The 16,557-nt window shown below is 67.2% G+C and carries 14 protein-coding genes; 5 read left to right on the top strand and 9 right to left on the bottom strand.

Annotation, left to right across the window (positions count from 1 at the left end; translation table 11 throughout):
• Window positions 1–8: 8 nt before the first annotated feature.
• The 3 genes from pstA to ACW18A_RS05590 all read right to left on the bottom strand — a co-directional run bounded on the left by pstA (window position 9) and on the right by ACW18A_RS05590 (window position 4,301).
• Window positions 9–1,322: a phosphate ABC transporter permease PstA gene (gene pstA, locus ACW18A_RS05600; protein ID WP_492023814.1), complete on the bottom strand. Its 1,314-nt coding sequence runs from the start codon at window positions 1,320–1,322 to the stop codon at window positions 9–11.
• The gene (pstC, locus tag ACW18A_RS05595; protein ID WP_492023813.1) at window positions 1,315–2,754 is read right to left on the bottom strand and encodes a phosphate ABC transporter permease subunit PstC; all 1,440 of its coding nucleotides are present in this window, start codon (window positions 2,752–2,754) and stop codon (window positions 1,315–1,317) included. The genes pstA and pstC overlap by 8 nt, the downstream gene beginning before the upstream one ends.
• A 146-nt stretch (window positions 2,755–2,900) precedes the next feature.
• On the bottom strand, window positions 2,901–4,301 hold the full coding sequence (locus ACW18A_RS05590) for a sensor histidine kinase (RefSeq protein ID WP_492023812.1): 1,401 nt from the start codon (window positions 4,299–4,301) through the stop codon (window positions 2,901–2,903).
• Window positions 4,302–4,474: 173 nt separating this feature from the next.
• Here ACW18A_RS05590 and ACW18A_RS05585 point away from each other — a divergent pair, with 173 nt between their 5' ends.
• Window positions 4,475–6,763 (top strand): ATP-binding protein, encoded by a 2,289-nt coding sequence (locus ACW18A_RS05585; protein ID WP_492023811.1) that lies wholly within the window; start codon window positions 4,475–4,477, stop codon window positions 6,761–6,763.
• 101 nt (window positions 6,764–6,864) lie between these two features.
• Here ACW18A_RS05585 and ACW18A_RS05580 read toward each other — a convergent pair whose 3' ends face one another.
• Together ACW18A_RS05580 and aceA are read right to left on the bottom strand one after the other, a co-directional pair.
• Window positions 6,865–7,083, bottom strand: coding sequence for a hypothetical protein (locus tag ACW18A_RS05580; RefSeq protein WP_492023810.1), 219 nt, complete (start codon window positions 7,081–7,083; stop codon window positions 6,865–6,867).
• 20 nt (window positions 7,084–7,103) lie between these two features.
• Window positions 7,104–8,384, bottom strand: a complete 1,281-nt coding sequence (aceA, locus tag ACW18A_RS05575) for an isocitrate lyase (protein WP_492023809.1) — start codon at window positions 8,382–8,384, stop codon at window positions 7,104–7,106.
• Between the two features lie 161 nt (window positions 8,385–8,545).
• Between aceA and ACW18A_RS05570 the strand changes: the two genes are divergently transcribed.
• On the top strand, window positions 8,546–9,973 hold the full coding sequence (locus tag ACW18A_RS05570) for a helix-turn-helix domain-containing protein (protein ID WP_492023808.1): 1,428 nt from the start codon (window positions 8,546–8,548) through the stop codon (window positions 9,971–9,973).
• Here the strand turns inward: ACW18A_RS05570 and ACW18A_RS05565 are convergent.
• Window positions 9,952–11,163, bottom strand: a complete 1,212-nt coding sequence (locus ACW18A_RS05565) for a helix-turn-helix domain-containing protein (RefSeq protein WP_492023807.1) — start codon at window positions 11,161–11,163, stop codon at window positions 9,952–9,954. The two genes, ACW18A_RS05570 and ACW18A_RS05565, sit on opposite strands and share 22 nt — an antisense overlap.
• A 183-nt stretch (window positions 11,164–11,346) precedes the next feature.
• Here ACW18A_RS05565 and ACW18A_RS05560 point away from each other — a divergent pair, with 183 nt between their 5' ends.
• Entirely contained in the window at window positions 11,347–12,033 is a 687-nt protein-coding gene (locus tag ACW18A_RS05560) for a DUF2306 domain-containing protein (RefSeq protein ID WP_492023806.1), read from the top strand.
• 60 nt (window positions 12,034–12,093) lie between these two features.
• Here the strand turns inward: ACW18A_RS05560 and ACW18A_RS05555 are convergent, their stop codons facing one another.
• Window positions 12,094–13,089, bottom strand: a complete 996-nt coding sequence (locus ACW18A_RS05555; protein WP_492023805.1) for a helix-turn-helix transcriptional regulator — start codon at window positions 13,087–13,089, stop codon at window positions 12,094–12,096.
• A 91-nt stretch (window positions 13,090–13,180) separates the two neighbouring features.
• On the opposite strand from ACW18A_RS05555, the gene ACW18A_RS05550 reads away from it, so the two are divergent.
• Window positions 13,181–13,411, top strand: a complete 231-nt coding sequence (locus tag ACW18A_RS05550; RefSeq protein ID WP_492023804.1) for a hypothetical protein — start codon at window positions 13,181–13,183, stop codon at window positions 13,409–13,411.
• A gap of 75 nt (window positions 13,412–13,486) precedes the next feature.
• Complete coding sequence (locus ACW18A_RS05545) at window positions 13,487–15,694, top strand: methyl-accepting chemotaxis protein (RefSeq protein WP_492023803.1); 2,208 nt, start codon at window positions 13,487–13,489, stop codon at window positions 15,692–15,694.
• Between the two features lie 16 nt (window positions 15,695–15,710).
• Here the strand turns inward: ACW18A_RS05545 and ACW18A_RS05540 are convergent, their stop codons facing one another.
• Both ACW18A_RS05540 and ACW18A_RS05535 read right to left on the bottom strand, forming a co-directional pair.
• Window positions 15,711–16,052, bottom strand: a complete 342-nt coding sequence (locus tag ACW18A_RS05540) for a leucine zipper domain-containing protein (RefSeq protein WP_492023802.1) — start codon at window positions 16,050–16,052, stop codon at window positions 15,711–15,713.
• Window positions 16,053–16,139: 87 nt separating this feature from the next.
• Complete coding sequence (locus ACW18A_RS05535; RefSeq protein WP_492023801.1) at window positions 16,140–16,553, bottom strand: DUF1801 domain-containing protein; 414 nt, start codon at window positions 16,551–16,553, stop codon at window positions 16,140–16,142.
• Between the last annotated feature and the right edge of the window lie 4 nt (window positions 16,554–16,557).

The raw sequence follows: 16,557 nt of genomic DNA, 5'->3' as shown, positions 1-16,557 counted from the left end.
TCATTGACTTACCACCGACGTTCGAACCGCCGACGCAGCAGGATTGCGGCGGCGTTCATGACGATCATGAAGGCGAGGAGAACCAGGATGGCCGCAGCGGTCCGCTCGTGGAACGCGCGCTCCGAAGCGTTCTCCCAGATGTAGACCAGAGACGGCAGGGCACCGGCCGGCTCATCGATCGCCCCCGGAATGCCCGGCACGAAGCTGACCATGCCGATCAGCAGCAGCGGCGCGGTTTCGCCCAGCGCATGGGCCATGGAGATGATGGTGCCGGTCATGACGCCCGGCATGGCCAGCGGCAGGACATGGTGGAACACCGTCTGGGTACGGCTCGCACCCATGGCCAGGGCCGCCTCACGGATCGACGGCGGCACGGCCTTCAGCGCCGACCGGGTGGCGATGATGATGGTCGGAAGGGCCATCAGGGCCAGCACCAGACCGCCCACCAGAGGCGACGAGCGCGGCAGGTGCATCCAGTTGATGAACAGGGCCACGCCCAGCAGGCCGTAGACGATCGACGGCACGGCCGCGAGATTGTTGATGTTGACCTCGATCAGGTCGGTGATCCGGCCCTTCCTCGAGAACTCCTCCAGATAGACCGCCGCGCCGACGCCGAGCGGAATCGCGATCAGGGCGGTGACCAGCAGCATCAGGGCCGAGCCGACCACAGCGCCCAGCACGCCCGCCAGCTCGGGCTCGGTCGAGTCGCCCTTGGTGAACAACTGAGCGTTGAACGTGGTCGAAACATGCCCCTGACGCTTCAAGTCGTCGAGCCAGGCCATCTGCTCGTCACTGACCCGGCGTTGGTCGGCGGCCGTTTCCCGGGTGATTTCGCCCTTGTAGTAGAGGTCCGCCTCGTCCGAGACCGGAGCGGTGATGTCCATCGTCCGGCCGATCAGCGACGGGTCGTTGCGGATCAGGTCGGCGGCGCGGAACTTGAGCTCCGATGACAGCAGCGAACGATAGGCCGTTGCTTTCGTGCCTTGTGCATCGTCCGTCTCTCCGAGCCGCGCCAGCTGTTGCTGGGCGACCATTTGCTGGAAATTGGTGCCCTGCGGATAGGCGCGATCGATGCGCGCCGGGTCCATGTAGACCGACACGGTGAGCTGGTTGGCGTAGAAGGCCGTGTGGCCCTGCTCGATAATCCGGCCGAGCAGCAGCAGCAGGAAGCCGATGGCCACGGAGACGGCGAGAATACCGTACAGCTTGAAGCGTCCCTCCCGGGCATAGCGCTTCTTGAGCCCACGTTGGAGCCGTGCGGCGCGCGCGGGATCCTCGGCCGCCAGACGGGCCCACATCTTGTCCGCGCCGGTGTCAGTCATACTGTTCCCGATAGGTCTGGACGATCCGCTGGGCGACGATGTTGAGCAGCAGGGTCACGAGGAACAGGGTCAGTCCGAGGCCGAACGCGGCGAGCGTCTTCGGGCTGTCGAACTCCTGGTCGCCGGTCAGCAGGGTGACGATCTGGACCGTCACCGTGGTCACGGTGTCGAGCGGGTTCAGGGTCAGGTTCGCAGCGAGACCCGCTGCCATGGCCACGATCATCGTCTCCCCGATCGCCCGCGACATAGCCAGCAGCAAGGCACCGGCGATGCCCGGCAGGGCCGCGGGCAGCAGCACCCGCTTCACCGTCTCGGACCTGGTCGCGCCCATGGCGTAGGAGCCGTCACGCAGCGACTGCGGCACGGCGTTGATGATGTCGTCCGACAGGGAGGAGACGAACGGGATCAGCATGATCCCCATAACCGCGCCGGCGACCAGGGCCATCTGGTTCTGCACCAGCATCAGGTACTGGCCCATGCCATCCAGCGGTCCACCGACAAGAAGCGCGCCGATGCCGTTGAAGAACTCGCGGAACGCCGGCCCCACCGTCAGGGCGGCGAAGAAGCCGTAGACCACGGTCGGTACGCCGGCGAGGATCTCCAGCACCGGCTTGACCACGCCCCGAGACAGAGCGCTGGCGTACTCCGAAAGATAGATGGCCGAGAACAATCCGACCGGTGCCGCCACCACCATGGCGATCAGCATGATCAGGAAGGTGCCTGCGAACAGCGGCACGGCCCCGAAGGCTCCGGACGAACCGACCTGATCGGCCCGGATGGCGATCTGGGGGCTCCATTGGGTCCCGAACAGAAACTCGGTCACCGGGACGGCCTGGAAGAAGCGAAGGCTGTCCCACAGCAAGGAGAACACGATGCCGATGGTCGTCAGGATGGCCACGGCGGAACAGGCGAACAGCAGGCCGCCGATCCAGTCCTCGACCCGATTGCGGGCCCGCAGGGTCGGCCGGATCTGCGTCGAGGCGAACAGGCCGCCCATCACCGCCGCCAGGATCGCCGCGACCACACCGCCCCAGGTCAGGGTCTGATGCACGCGGGCCGAACGCGCCGCCTCTGTCGTCAGGGCCTCACCCAGTTCGCCCGACCAGACCTGAAAGGCGCGCTGGCCTTCCCCTGTCAGACGCGCATCATTGAAGAAGGCTTCGCGACGAAACTGTTCAAGTTCCTGCACAGCGGGCGGCGCCTCGGCTGCCAGCAGGTGGTGCGCGACGGGATCGGAGAAGACGCCGGCCAGGATCGTCACGACCAGCGCAGGCACGGCGACCCAGATCATGGCGTAATAGCCGTGCTGTTCCGGGCGTGAATGCGCGAGCGGGCCATCCAGGGCCGCGGCACGACGCTGCGCCTGACCGCGCCCGGCCAGATAGGCGAGCACGGCGAACACCGCCACGAGAGGAATAGCAAGCCAGATCATCAGGCCCCGGAGCGCACGCGCAAGAATCAGAGCGTGCTCGGAAGTCCGGCCCGTCTCGGCGCGGAACCTGCCCTTGGATGGTCAGCGGATTAAGACGACTGGATGACAGTTCTGCGACGCCGTAACCGACCGGTGTTTTTCAAAGGTCAGGCTGGCCCGGATGCGCTCGCCGCTGCGGTCACCATCGGGAAGTAGACACTGAAAAGCGACCCGTCGCCGGGCGCGCTTTCGACTGTCATTCCGCCGCGGTGGCGGTTGACGATGTGTTTGACGATCGCAAGCCCCAGCCCCGTCCCCGGCCGCTCCCCGCTCTTCTGGCCCTCGACGCGATAGAACCGCTCGGTCAGCCGTGGCAAATGTTCGCGCGCCATGCCGGGACCGTAATCGCGCACCGTCACCACCACATAGCGCGCACCGGCCTCCCGGTCGGGTGTCAGCAGCGACAGCCGCGTTGCGCCCGGCACCCGCGCACCGGCCGCCGCCTCAACGTCCAGCCCATGCCGCACCGTCAGGTCGACCGTGCCGCCCATCGGGGAGTATTTGATCGCGTTGTCGGTCAGGTTCTGGATGACCTGAACGATCTCGTCACGATCGCCGATGATCCTCGCGTCGCCGGTCTGGACGTCCAGCAAGACGGTGACCCCCCGCTCCTGGGATAGCACACTGATCGCATCGACGACGTCGGACGCCGCTCGGGGCAGGTCCACCTTCCCCGAGGGCGGAATGTGCTCGTTCAGTTCGATCCGGCTCAGCGACAGCAGGTCCGCGACCAGCCGCCCCATCCGGTCAGCCTGGGCCGCCATGATGTCGAGGAACTTGTCCCGCGCCTTGGGATCGTCCCGGGCGTGTCCCTTCAGTGTCTCGATGAAGCCGCTCAGCGACGCCAGGGGCGTGCGCAACTCGTGGCTGGCGTTGGCAAGAAAGTCGACGCGCATCAGCTCCATCCGCCGCACGTCGGTCTCGTCCCGCAGGCCCAGCAAGGCCATGGTCGCGCCGACCGGCGAAGGCAACGGTCGCACCCAGGCCTTCCAGTGCCGGGTCCGAGCTCCCGCAGCGTTGTAGTCCGTCGTCCGGCTGACCCCGCCGAACAGGGCCTCGTCCACCGCTTCCAGTACGTTCGGATCCCGAACGGCCGAGACCAGCAGCGCCCCTTCCCGCTGGATCCGCAGCAGATCGCGGGCCGCGCGATTGGCCAGCACGATGCGCCGGCCGGCAATGTCGTCGGCTTCCCCGCCGCTGACGATCAGGACCGGGTCGTCCAGCGCCTCGAACACACTGTCCAGCAGACCTGCATCCTCGGGCGCCGACAGGCGAGCGCCGACGGCGACCGCCGAGGTCTCGTCCGCGACCTTGCGCGGCGCTCTCAGACCCATCAGCGTCATTAGACAGATGACTGCGGCCCCTGCCAGCAGCCACGGTGCCGCGTCCGGGCGCACGAACGTCAGAGCCAGCATGATGGTCACGGCGACCCCGCCGGTGGCGCCGCTTGTCCAGAGCCTGGAGGTGGCGAGCGGGGCGACGGGGGACAGAGACTCGTCGAACGGCATGGTGTCGTCGCGCCTCCGGTCCGACGCCCGGCCCCTCCGACGTCTTCTTTTTCTAGACCGAGCGGCCCCGGAAAGGCGAGCGGTTTCGAGCCCCCGGGGCCCGCCACGGTCATAGGCCTGTTTTTTTACCTATGGCGTTCAGAGTGATCCCGAGTGTCGGGGAAGACGCGCCTTTGAACTGGATCCTGAACTGCCTGATGGTGCAGCACGACTGGCGGCTCACGCTGCTGGCGGCGACCGTCTGCGTGGTCGGTCTGGCAACCAGTATCGCCCTGGTCGGTATGGCGCGCCACAACACCCGGCGCATGCGGATGCTCTATGGCGCAGCCGCCGGCGTGGTCAGCGGCCTGGCGGTCTGGGCCACCCATTTCCTGGCCATGCTCGGCTATCAGTCCGATGCCCCGATCCGCTATGCTGCAGTCGAGACCCTGCTGTCCCTGGGCATCGTCATCATCGGCCTGATCCTGGGCGTCGCCGTCGCCCTGAACGGCAGTTCGAGGCTGACAAGAGTCCTGGTCGCTGCGTTGGCGGCCTCCAGCATAGCCGCGATGCATTTCGTCGGAATGGCCGCGATGCGGATCGAGGGCGGCATTCTGGCCTGGAACACCGGAGGCGCAGCCGCGGCCGTAGGCCTAAGCATCCTTCTCGCGCTCTGCACCGCCCTGTGGATCAACCGCGACGGCTGGTGGCGGATTCCGGCGAACACGACCTTCGCGGTGCTGAGCGTCATCACTCTGCATTTCGGCGGTATGTCAACGATGACCGTCACGCCTGATCCGTCCTCCATAATGGCGGCCAGCCTGATCACGGAATCGGGCCTGCTGTTGTGGGTCGTCGGCGGCGCAACCCTTGTGGTCATCATCGCCTCTATCGTCACGAGCCTGGGCCTGTGGGGACGTGCGACCGCCCTCAAACATCTGCGCGAAGCCCTGGACGCTATGCCTGACGGCCTTGGCTTCTACGACGCCGACGACCGCCTGCTGATCTGGAACGCCCGTTATGCGGAGGTAAACCCGGAAGTCGCCGCCGCCGCCGTCGGCGTCCGCTTCCGTGACATGCTTCAGCTGGGGGTAGATCAGGGCCTGTACGAAGAGGCCTTTGGCCGGGAACAGGAATGGGTGGAGGAACGCCTCGCCGCCCGTCGTCTCCTGTCGAACACCACGGAGCAGCAGATCTCGGGCGATCGCTGGCTTCGCGTCCAGGACCGTCGCACCTCAAACGGCGGCCTCGTCACAGTTGTCAATGATATCAGCGACTTGAAGCGCGACGCGAAGGCCCTGGCCGAGGCGCGGGACGCGGCGGAGGCGGCGAACCGGGCGAAGTCCGAGTTTCTGGCGAACATGAGCCATGAGATCCGGACGCCCCTCAACGGTGTCATCGGCCTGACGCAGGCGCTGGCCCGCACCGATCTCGCCCCCGAACAGCGCGAGATGCTGGATCTGATCCAGTCGTCGGGCCAGACGCTGCAAACCCTTCTGAGCGACATCCTGGACCTGGCCCGCGTCGAATCAGGCCGTCTGGAGATCGCCGACGAGGTCTTCGACCTGACCCGCGCCGTCAAAGACGCGGCGCAGCTCTATCGGGAACCGGCTTCGGACAAGGGGCTGCAGTTCTTCGTCGAGATCGAGCCGGAGGCCGCCGTCTGGGTGCGCGGGGACGTCGTCCGCCTGAAACAGATCCTGACCAATCTCGTCTCCAACGCGGTCAAGTTCACCACCACCGGATTCGTCAGCCTGACCGCCTGCATGGGCAAGGACCGCGCCGGCGCGCCCATCATGCGCTTCACGGTCGAGGACACGGGGGTAGGCTTCGACGCCGCCGCCAAGGCGCGCCTGTTCACGCGTTTCGAACAGGCCGACGGCACCATCACCCGTCGCTTCGGCGGCACGGGTCTCGGCCTCGCCATCTGCCGCCAGCTGGCGGACATGATGGGCGGCGAAATGGACTGCGAGAGCGAGCCCGGCGGCGGCTCGGCTTTCATCCTCACCCTGCCCCTGCTCGTGGCCGAGGCCCCGGCGACGGTTGTCGCCCAGGCGGCGGCACCGCAGGACCCCTCGGCTCAGCGTCTGCGCGTCCTCGTCGCCGACGATCATCCGACCAACCGAAAGGTCGTCGAGCTGATCCTGTCGCAGGCACCGATCGATCTGGTTCAGGTCGAGAACGGAGCCGAGGCTCTGGAAGCCTGCCGCGCCCAGACCTTCGACATGGTCCTGATGGACATGCAGATGCCGGTCATGGACGGGCTGACCGCCGTACGCGAGATTCGCCTGCATGAAGCCGCCATGGGGCTGGACCGCGTGCCGATCGTGATGTTGACGGCCAACGCCCTGCCCGACCATATCGCGGCGGGTCAGGCGGCCGGTGCCGATCGCCACCTGGCCAAGCCGTTCGACGCCGCCGAACTCCTGGCGTTGGTGGCCGAGCTTGGTGGTGAGAACCAGCAAAGAGCGGCGGCGGCGTGAACTGCCAAAAATCGGCGACGTGAACCGCCGAGAGCGCCAATCCGGGCGGTCCCGAACGGCAAAAGCCGCCGACACTGCGAAGCGTCGGCGGCCTGGTCCGTCTACTCGTAGCCGTGGGCGGCTTCGTTGATCACCTGTGACGGCATCCGGCTGAAGTCCACGGCTGTGGGGGCCGAGGCGACCGCCAGCTTGGTCTGATAGGTCTTGATGACGTGTTCCAGGCGGCGACGGACCTCACGTTCGGCCTCGGTGCCTGAGTCCAGCGCCAGGGGCGCCAGGCAGAAGTCGATAATGGCCTGGGGGCGGCTCAACGGTTCCATATGCGTCTCTCCTCAGTTGGCTATTCGGCCGCGACGAACTGCGCGGTCTCGGTGGATTCCTTCATGGCGGTCGTGGACGACTGCCCGTTGGAAATGACGGTGGCGACGGTGTCGAAATAGCCGGTGCCGACCTCGCGCTGGTGGCGCGTGGCGGTGTAGCCGATGGCTTCGTTGGCGAACTCGCGCTGCTGCAGCTCGGAGTAGGCCGCCATGCCGCGATCCCGGTAACCGTCCGCCAGTTCGAACATCGAGTTGTTCAGGCTGTGGAAACCGGCCAGGGTCACGAACTGGAACTTGTAGCCCATGGCCCCAAGCTCACGCTGGAACTTCGCTATGGTGGCGTCGTCCAGCTTTGCCTTCCAGTTGAAGGAGGGCGAGCAGTTGTAGGCCATCAGCTTGCCGGGATGCTCCTTCTGCACGGCCTCTGCGAACTTCTTCGCGTCCTCCAGTGACGGATGGCTGGTCTCCCACCACAGAAGGTCGGCGATTTTGGCGTAGGACAGGCCGCGCGCGATGCAGTGGTCCAGGCCCGTGCCTTCCTTCAGGCGGAAGAAGCCTTCCGGAGTGCGGTTGTCGCGGTCGATGAAGGGCTGGTCGCGCTCGTCGACGTCGGAGGTGATCAACTGGGCGCTCTCGGCGTCCGTGCGGGCGACCGTGATCGTCGGCGTGCCCATGACGTCGGCGGCCAGACGGGCGGCGACGAGGTTGCGCTCATGCGCCTGGGTGGGGATCAGCACCTTGCCGCCGAGGTGGCCGCACTTCTTCTCCGAGGCCAGCTGGTCCTCGAAGTGGACGCCCGCGGCGCCCGCCTCGATGAAGGCCTTCATGATCTCGAAGCTGTTCAGCGGCCCGCCGAAACCGGCCTCGGCGTCGGCGACGATGGGGGCGAACCAGTCGCGCTTGGCCCCGCCCTCGGCATGCTCGATCTGGTCGGCGCGTTGCAGGGTGCGGTTGATACGACGGCACAGCTCCGGCGCGGCATTCGCCGGGTACAGCGACTGGTCCGGATACATGGCGCCGGCGGTGTTGGCGTCGGCGGCGACCTGCCAGCCCGACAGATAGATGGCCTTCAGGCCGGCGCGGACCATCTGCATGGCCTGGTTGCCGGTGACCGCGCCCAGGGCGTTGATGAAGGGCTCGGTGTGCAGCAGCTCCCAAAGCCGGTTGGCACCACGCTCTGCCAGGGTGTGGGTGATCGGCACCGATCCGCGCAGCTTCAGAACATCTTCCGGCGTGTACGGGCGCTCGATGCCGTCAAAGCGGCCTTTGGGCGAAGGGACGAGATCGGCGAAGGTGGTCATGGCGCTCTGCTCAGGGTCTGACCGAGGCGAACGTCGCTTCGGTTCGGTCAGGACAGAAAACACGTCGCTGTCATTTTTGATACAGTTGCAGGCAGACGGTTCGTGTCATGTTGTCATATCATGACTCTTGCATTTCAGTCATGATGTGACATTCTGCGATCATGGACGCCTCGGCCGATCGCAAACTGTTCCTGGGTGCCCGCCTCAAACGACTGCGGCGCGACTGGGGCCTGACTCAAACCGCGATGGCCGGCGACCTGGGCGTCTCGCCCAGCTATCTGAACCATATCGAGCGCAACCAGCGCCCCGTCTCGGCCCAGCTCCTTCTCCGGCTGGCCCAGACCTATGACGTCGACCTGCGCCAGCTCGGCCAGTCGGGCGCGGCCGGCGAGGCGGAACTGGCCGAGGTGCTGGCCGATCCCCTGTTCCATGACCTTGACGTTCCCCGCCACGAACTGTTGCAGCTCACGGATGAGGCCCCTGCCGCCGCAGAGGCCCTGCTGCGGCTCTATCGCGCCTTCGCCGAACAGCGGGACCGATCCCGCGCTGCGCTGATCGACGGCGGCGACGCGTCCTCGGGCCCGTCCCCCGCCGACTGGGTTCGCGACCATATCCAGTCCCGTGCCAACCACTTCCCCGAGCTCGACACCCTGGGCGAGGCCCTTCACGCCGCCCTGGACCCGAACCAGACCGGCGACGGGTTCGAGGCCCTGACCCGCGCCCGGCTGCAGGTTCGCCACAACCTTTCGGTCCGTGTCATGCCGGCCGAGGTCATGGTCGAATGGACCCGCCGCTTCGACCCGCACCGCCGTCGCCTGCTCCTGTCCGAGACGCTGGATTCCTCGTCGCGCGCCTTCGCGATCGCCTATCAGCTGGCCCTGTCGGAACATGAGGCCGAGCTGACGGCGCTGGCAGACGCCGCTCGGCCGCCCGACGAGACGACGCGGGCCCTACTCAAGGTGTCCCTGACCAACACACTCGCCGCCGCCATCCTCATGCCCTACGCCGCCTTCCAGCGGACGGCAGAGCAGACCGGCTATGATATCGCCCGCCTCCAGACCCGGTTTTCGGTCTCCTTCGAACAGGTCGCCCATCGGCTGACGACCCTGTCGCGCCCCACCGCCCGCGGCGTGCCCTTCTTCCTGATGCGGGTGGATCAGGCGGGCAACGTCTCGAAACGCTATGCCTCAGGTGCCTTCCCTTTCGCCCGCTTCGGCGGCGCCTGCCCCCGCTGGCGACTGCATAGCGCGTTCAGAACGCCCGGGCGGCTCGTCACCCAGATCATCGAGACACCCGACGGTCAGCGCTGGTTCACCCTGGCCCGCACCGTCGATCGCCAGGGACACGACGGATACGGTGAGCCCCACGACCTCGCCATCGGCCTGGGCTGTGAGCTCAAGGAGGCGCATCGACTGATCTACGCCCGGGGCCTGGACCTGACGGCACCCGAGGTCACCCCGATCGGTCCCGCCTGCCGCCTGTGCCACCGCCACCCCTGCGCCGAACGCGCCGCTCCGCCCGTGGATCGGCCGCTGCGCGTCGATGACTGGTCGAAATCGGTCAGTCCCTATCCGTTCGGCGCGGCCTGATCCTGGCGGGTCTCCGAGGTCGTCGCCGCCAACCGGGCCGCCCGATAGGCCTGCGGCGTCTGCCCCGTCACACGGCCGAAGGTCTTGTAGAATGAGGAGCGGGTGTTGAACCCGACGGCCAGGGCAATGGCGAGAATGGTTTCGCGACCCGCGAGGATTTGCGGCTCGGCCGCGGACACCCGCCAGCCGTTCACATAGTCGAAGAAGCTGGTCCCGATCGTTTCGTTCAACGTCTGGGACACATGGTTGGGAGAGACCGCCAGGTGTCGGGCCAGCTTGTGCAGCGACAGGGTGGGATCGAGATACAGACGGTCCCGCTCCATGGCAGCCTCGATCCTGGCGGCGATCCGCCGGGCCTGATGATCCCCCAGAGCCGAGCGCTGGTATTTCCGGCCCGGCCCGGTCTGGCCGGGACCCGCTGGTTCCGTATCGGCCGCCGCCGGCAGATAGCGGCCCTCGAAGCCCGGCTTCTGTCTCAAGCCCCAGACCGCCAGCGACCAGACCAGCAACAGCGCGATGACCGCTCCCCCGCGCCGGGTGACCAGCACCTCACCAAACAAATTCTCGCTCACCACAGTCGCCGCCGCCAGCGTCCAGACCCCAACGACAACCACCAGCAGCCCGCCGATCCAGCGCAGTTCGCTGTCCTCATTGCTCGCGAACAGGTCCCTCAATCGGGCGCGATAGCGGGCCAGCCGAAGGACGATCGCCACGACATACCAGCCGGACTGGACGACCCAGGCCAGGATCAGCGCGAAGACGAACAGCACGACGGCGGCGGCATGGGCCGTCCCGACCTCCTGGCCCTCGACCAGCATGGTCCGGCGGGCCTCCGGCGGCAGGCCCGTGAGCAGGCCGACAGCGACGAGGCCCAGACCGAACAGAATGAAGTGCCGACCGTGCCGCTGCTGCAGACGCCACGGCGTTTCCGACGTCAGGCCCTCGACATAGAGCCACAGGGCCGGACCCAGCAGCAACCAGGCCGGCAGGGTCAGGGCGACGAACAGCGGCTCAGATCCGGGAGCAAAGGCCACCACCGGCGGACCCGCCATGATGATCCCGGCGGACAGAAAGAAGGCCGTCAGGGCCAGATAGACCTGCGTTCTCAGCCCCCGCATCAGCAGGACGGTGACGCACAGGGCGACCTGGCCCAGCGTGGCCATCGCGAGGGCGAGGACGGCGGTATCCAACAGCGATAATCCCTTCAGCTTTCGCCATCAGAACGGTCGGCAGTCGTCATGGCAACCAGCCTTGTCCGATCCCACAGGCGAGGACAGTCGGAGGTGTCCGTGCCGTCTGGCCCGGACGACGGGACATCGGCGCGCGTGCAGATCAGTTCGGATCAGCGCCAGCTCCGCCGCCAGAGAGAATCCATGTCGATGTCGCCCTTGATGATGCTCCATGTCGGGTCAGGAACGATCGCAGTGCTGTCCGGCTTCATCGCCCTTCTGGCCCCCAAGGGTCGACCGACGCACAGGGCGGCGGGTCATGTCTTCTTCGTCTCCATGCTGACATCGGCGGCGGCCGGCGCCTGGATCGCCTTCTTCATTCCGCATCAGTTCATCGCCTTCCTGGCGGGCGTGCTCACCTTCTATCTGACGGCCACAGCCTGGCTGACGGTGCGACGGCCCGAAGGCCGCGCCGGCCTTGCGGAACAGTTCCTGTTCCTGGCGATCGTCGCCACGGGGGCCGGTCTGATCTTTCTCGGCCTCGAGGCGATGGCCAGCGATAGCGGCCTGATGAAGGGCTATCCCGCAGCCGACTATTTCTTCCTCGGCGGCGTGGCCGTGCTGGCGGGGGGTCTCGACGCGGCCATGCTGCTGCGCCGCGGAGTGTCTGGTCGACAGAGGATCGCCCGACACCTCTGGCGCATGGCCTTCGCCCTGTTCATTGCGGCGGGCTCCCTGTTCGAGGGCCCGGGAGCCAAGGCCTTGCCGGAGTTGATCCGTCAGTCGGGTGTCCTGTCCCTGCCAACCCTCCTGATCCTTCTCCTGATGGTCTTCTGGCTGACCCGGGTCCTGTTCACCCGCTGGTACGGCGGGCCGAAGCCGGCGACCTGACGCAAGAACGGTCTCCCCGATCGCCCGGACTGAGCCGGGGACGAGTCAAGGCAGGCCCGCCTATGCGGGCGACCCACGCCCCGCCAGCGCGCGCTGCGCCGCCGCCAGTTCGCCCGCCATCACCGCCTTCAACCTTTGCGGTGCCACGATCGTCACCTGTTCGCCCCAGGTGAACAGATGCCAGGCCAGTTCGCGCATCCCCGAGGCGCGGAAACGCACCACGACCGAGCCGTCCGCCTGATCCTCCAGTGTCTGGGTCGGGTGCCAGCGCCAGCCGCGTGCCTCGGCCGCGCCTTCGGGCGAGACGCGCAGGACCACGTCCTCGATCTCGTCCTGATAGATGCCGAAGGACTGGCTGGCGAAGACGGACAGATCGAACTCCGGCGGCGGCGGGGCAAAGCCGGCCTGGGCCTCGACGGCGCTCATCCGGTCGAGGCGGAAGGTCTGCACCCGGCCGCTCTCCCGGTCCGCCGCGACCAGATAGTTGGCGCGCCCGAACATGACGCCACAGGGTGCGACGGAACGCCTGCGCGCCTCCGCCCCCGGCCGTGAATAGGTGAAGCCCAGCGGGGATTGCGCGAGAACCGCACCCCGGATGGTGGCCAGCATGGCTTCGTCGGCATGAGGTCTGGGCCCCGCCTGCACGGCGATGGTCTCGGCCCGGACAAGCGCTTCCAGATCGGGTGCCAGACGGTTCAGGGTGGTCGAGCGCATCGCCGACTTGAGCTTGCGCTCCAGCCCTTCCAGCGCCGCCGCCCGTCCCGGCTCGCCGGCCGCCCGCAGGCCCTGCGCCGCCTTGGACAGTTCCAGCAGTTCGGTCGCCGTCGGTGCCTGTTCGAAGGCCGACAGTCCGCCGCGAATACGCCAGCGCTTGGTCGGCGGGTCCGAAACCTCTTCCACCGAAGGGAACAGCAGGATCACGGCGTCGCGCATCCGCTCGGCTGTGCGTCGACCAACCCGCGATTCGTGCGCCATCTCGTCCAGCGTCAGCCCCTCGGCCGAGGCCGCCATGCGCCGGGCCAGTTCGATGACCATCACCGCCTTGTCGTGCCGCAAGCGCCTGCCTCCCAAGGATACGTCCGAAACTGACGCAACACTGTCCTATCTCATGATCATCGGCAAGCACACAGAAGACCGGAGACACCCCATGGCCCGCGCATTCGCTCCCCTGACCCAAGTCAACGCAGCTCGCTATCTGATCGTCCCGTGCGAGGCCGACGGTTGCGGGGACCTGGCCGTGATCTGGGACCGGCTGGAGGAACAGGTCGTCGATGTGATCGACGCCCGCGCCAGCGCCCGCTACTCGGACGAGGACGCCCTGTGGGACGAGGCCCGCGCCGCCGACGCCTGCCATGACGACTTCCGCATGGCGGCCTGATCACGTCAGGTCGGGCGACATACTCAACGTTAACAGCTTCACCATAGGGTTGTCGAACATCTGAGAGGGATTTCGATGCAACGGCCCAAACTCTCGCTTCGCCTGACTCTGGTCCTGGCGGTCGGCGCGGTCCTCCTGGCGTCCGGTGTCGGCGTGACCCTGGTCGGCTGGTCCACCATGCGAGCGGAAGCCCAGCGCAACGCCTCCGATCAGGGCGAGGCCCTGATGGCTGGCTATGGCGAACGGATCGGCAAGGAGATCGGTCAGGCGGTGAAGAACGTGTCGGTGGGTGCCACCGTCGTCGAAAGCCTGGTCGCCAATCCGGCGCGCGTCGATCGGGATGAGATCGGCCGAATCTTCATCGACCTGGTCAAGAGCAATCGCGATATCCTGGGCATGACGCCCGTGTTCGAGGCCAACGGTCTGGACGGCCGCGATGGTGCCTTCACCGCCCATCCCTATTCCGACGCCTCCGGCCGCTTCGTGCCCTATTTCTACTGGGGTCCGGACCGGACGGTGCTGACGGACAAGCTGGTGATGACCGCCGAGGCCGGCATCGACTCCTGGTACACCACGCCCATGGCCGAGGATCGGACCCTTCTGACGGCACCGTATGTGTATCCGGTCAACGGAGAGCCGGTGCTTATGACGTCGGCCGTCGCAGTGGTGCACCGAAACGGCACCCCGATCGGGGTGGTGACCACGGACGTAGCTCTGGACGAACTGTCGACGCGCGCCAGTCAGCTGCGTCCCTTCGGCGAGGGTGTGGTCAGCATCATCGGCGGCGGCGAACTGTGGGTCGCCAATCCCGACGCCTCCAAGCTCGGCAAGCCCGTCGAGGACGAGACCCTGACGGCCCTGATCGCACGGGCCGCCGAGGACGACTATGCGCAGGAAATCATCGCCGGCCCGAACGGCAAGCTGCTTCGCGCCGCCGCCCCCATCGTCATTCCCGGCACGGCCGACCGCTGGTGGGTGATCATCGAGGCGCCGCACAGCGCCGTGATGGCCGGGGCGAACCAGGCCCTCAATCAGATGCTCCTTGCCGCCCTCCTGCTGCTCGTGCTGGCGGGTGTGCTGCTGTGGTTCGGCTCCAGGCTGATCGTCGAGCCCGTGCGGATGATGACACGCTACATGGGCGGACTGGCGGCCGGCGATTACGACAAGCCCGTCCCCTACACCGCGCGCGGCGACGAGATCGGCGAAATGGCCCAGTCGGTCGAGGTGTTCCGCGACGCCATCCTGGATCGCCGCCAGGCCCGCGGCCTCCAGGAAGCGCAGGCCGCCACCATCGAACGTGACCGTCACGCCCAGGAGGAGTTGCGGCAGAACCAGGAGGTGTCGCGGCAAAAGATCATCACGACGCTGGGGACCGGTCTGGGCCAACTGGCTGCGGGGGACCTGTCCGCGCGGATCGACGATGTCTTTCCCGAGGAATACGAGGCCCTGCGCGCGGACTTCAACGCGGCAGTGAACGACCTGGGCGCCACCATGCGGATCATCGTTGAAAGCGCAGGCGCCGTGAAGTCCGGCGCGGGCGAGATCACCGGCGCTACCGACGACCTGTCGCGCCGCACCGAGCAGCAGGCCGCCAACCTGGAAGAGACGGCTGCCGCCCTCGAGGAAATCACCGCCACGGTTCGCCAGACGGCCAAGGGCGCGGAGGACGTTCGTCGCGTCGTCACCGAGAGCCGCGTCGCCGCCGAAAATTCCGGCGTCGTGGTCGTCAAGGCTGTCGAGGCCATGGCCGACATCGAGAAGTCCAGCCAGCAGATCAGCCAGATCATCGGCGTGATCGACGAGATCGCCTTCCAGACGAACCTGCTGGCCCTCAACGCCGGGGTCGAGGCCGCCCGGGCCGGCGACGCCGGTCGTGGCTTCGCGGTGGTGGCGCAGGAAGTTCGCGGCCTGGCCCAGCGGTCAGCGGAGGCGGCCAAGGAGATCAAGCAGCTGATCCATCAATCGACCAGTCAGGTCGCCAGCGGCGTGGACCTGGTCGGTCAGGCGGGCACGACGCTGAAGGCCGTGGCAGGCCATGTCACCCGTATCGAGGGCCTGATCCAGACCATCGCCGCCTCGGCCCAGGAGCAGGCGACCGGCCTGCATGAGGTCAATATAGCGGTGACCCAGATGGACTCCGTGACACAGCAGAACGCCGCGATGGTCGAGGAAACGAGCGCCGCCAGCCACGCCCTGTCCGGAGAGGCCGATCAGCTCAGCGAACTGGTGTCGCGCTTCCGCGTGGACCAGATCGAGTCCCGCCCGGCGCGCCTGGCGGCCTGAGCCACACGCCAAACCGTCACTCCGCCTGCTTCAGGCCCAGCCGGCGCAACACCGCGCCGACGGTGGAACGCGCCATGCCCAGGGTCCGTGCGATCCGGGGACCGGTCAGGCGCTCGCGTCTGAGCCGCTCGATCTCGGCGACGCGCTCCTCCGACGTCCGGTGCGGGCAATGCCGGGGTGCCGAGCTGCGATCCGCATGGCCAGCCCCCTGACGATGTCGCTTCAGCCATTTGCGGGCCGTGCGAACCGACACGCCCGCGGCCTCGGCGGCTACGTTTGCTCGCCAGCCCGCCTCGATCCGATCCGTCAGCAAGGCTCGACCCGACGGCGTCAGCCGGGCATTCCTGTGCATGTTCATCCGAGAGGCTCCGCTAAGGGTTGGTTGGCTTCGCAACCCCAGCTTCTCAGCACCCCCTCGGGTGAACAACCTTCATAGCTTCGACACCTAGGCCGGGTAGCGCGCTTTCAGGGTCGCCACCGAGACCTGCGCCATCTCTCGCAGCACGGCCTCATCCACATCGGACAGGCGGTTCAGATAGATGCAGCCCTTGCCCGACCTGTGCTTGCCAAGACGGGCCAGCATGTCCGCCCGCGTCGGTTCCTCGGCGGCCATGTAGAGGACCAGGTTCGCCTTTCGGGGCGAGAAACCGACCAGACAGGCGTCGCCCTCGTGGCCGCTCTCATACCGGTAGTGGTACCGGCCGAAGCCCACGATCGAAGGGCCCCACATTGTGGCGATCTCGCCCGTCTCCGCCTCGAACAGCGCGACCAGCGCCCGGGCATCCTCGCTACGCTTCGGGTCCTCGACCGAGGCGATGAACGCCTCGACCGACACGGCCGTCGGTTTTGTCTTCTGCACGGTC

This window comes from Brevundimonas sp. AVps5 (genome assembly GCF_058681515.1).
The sequence above is the reverse complement of the archived record's forward strand: the minus strand, read 5'-3'. Positions and strand labels throughout refer to the sequence as shown.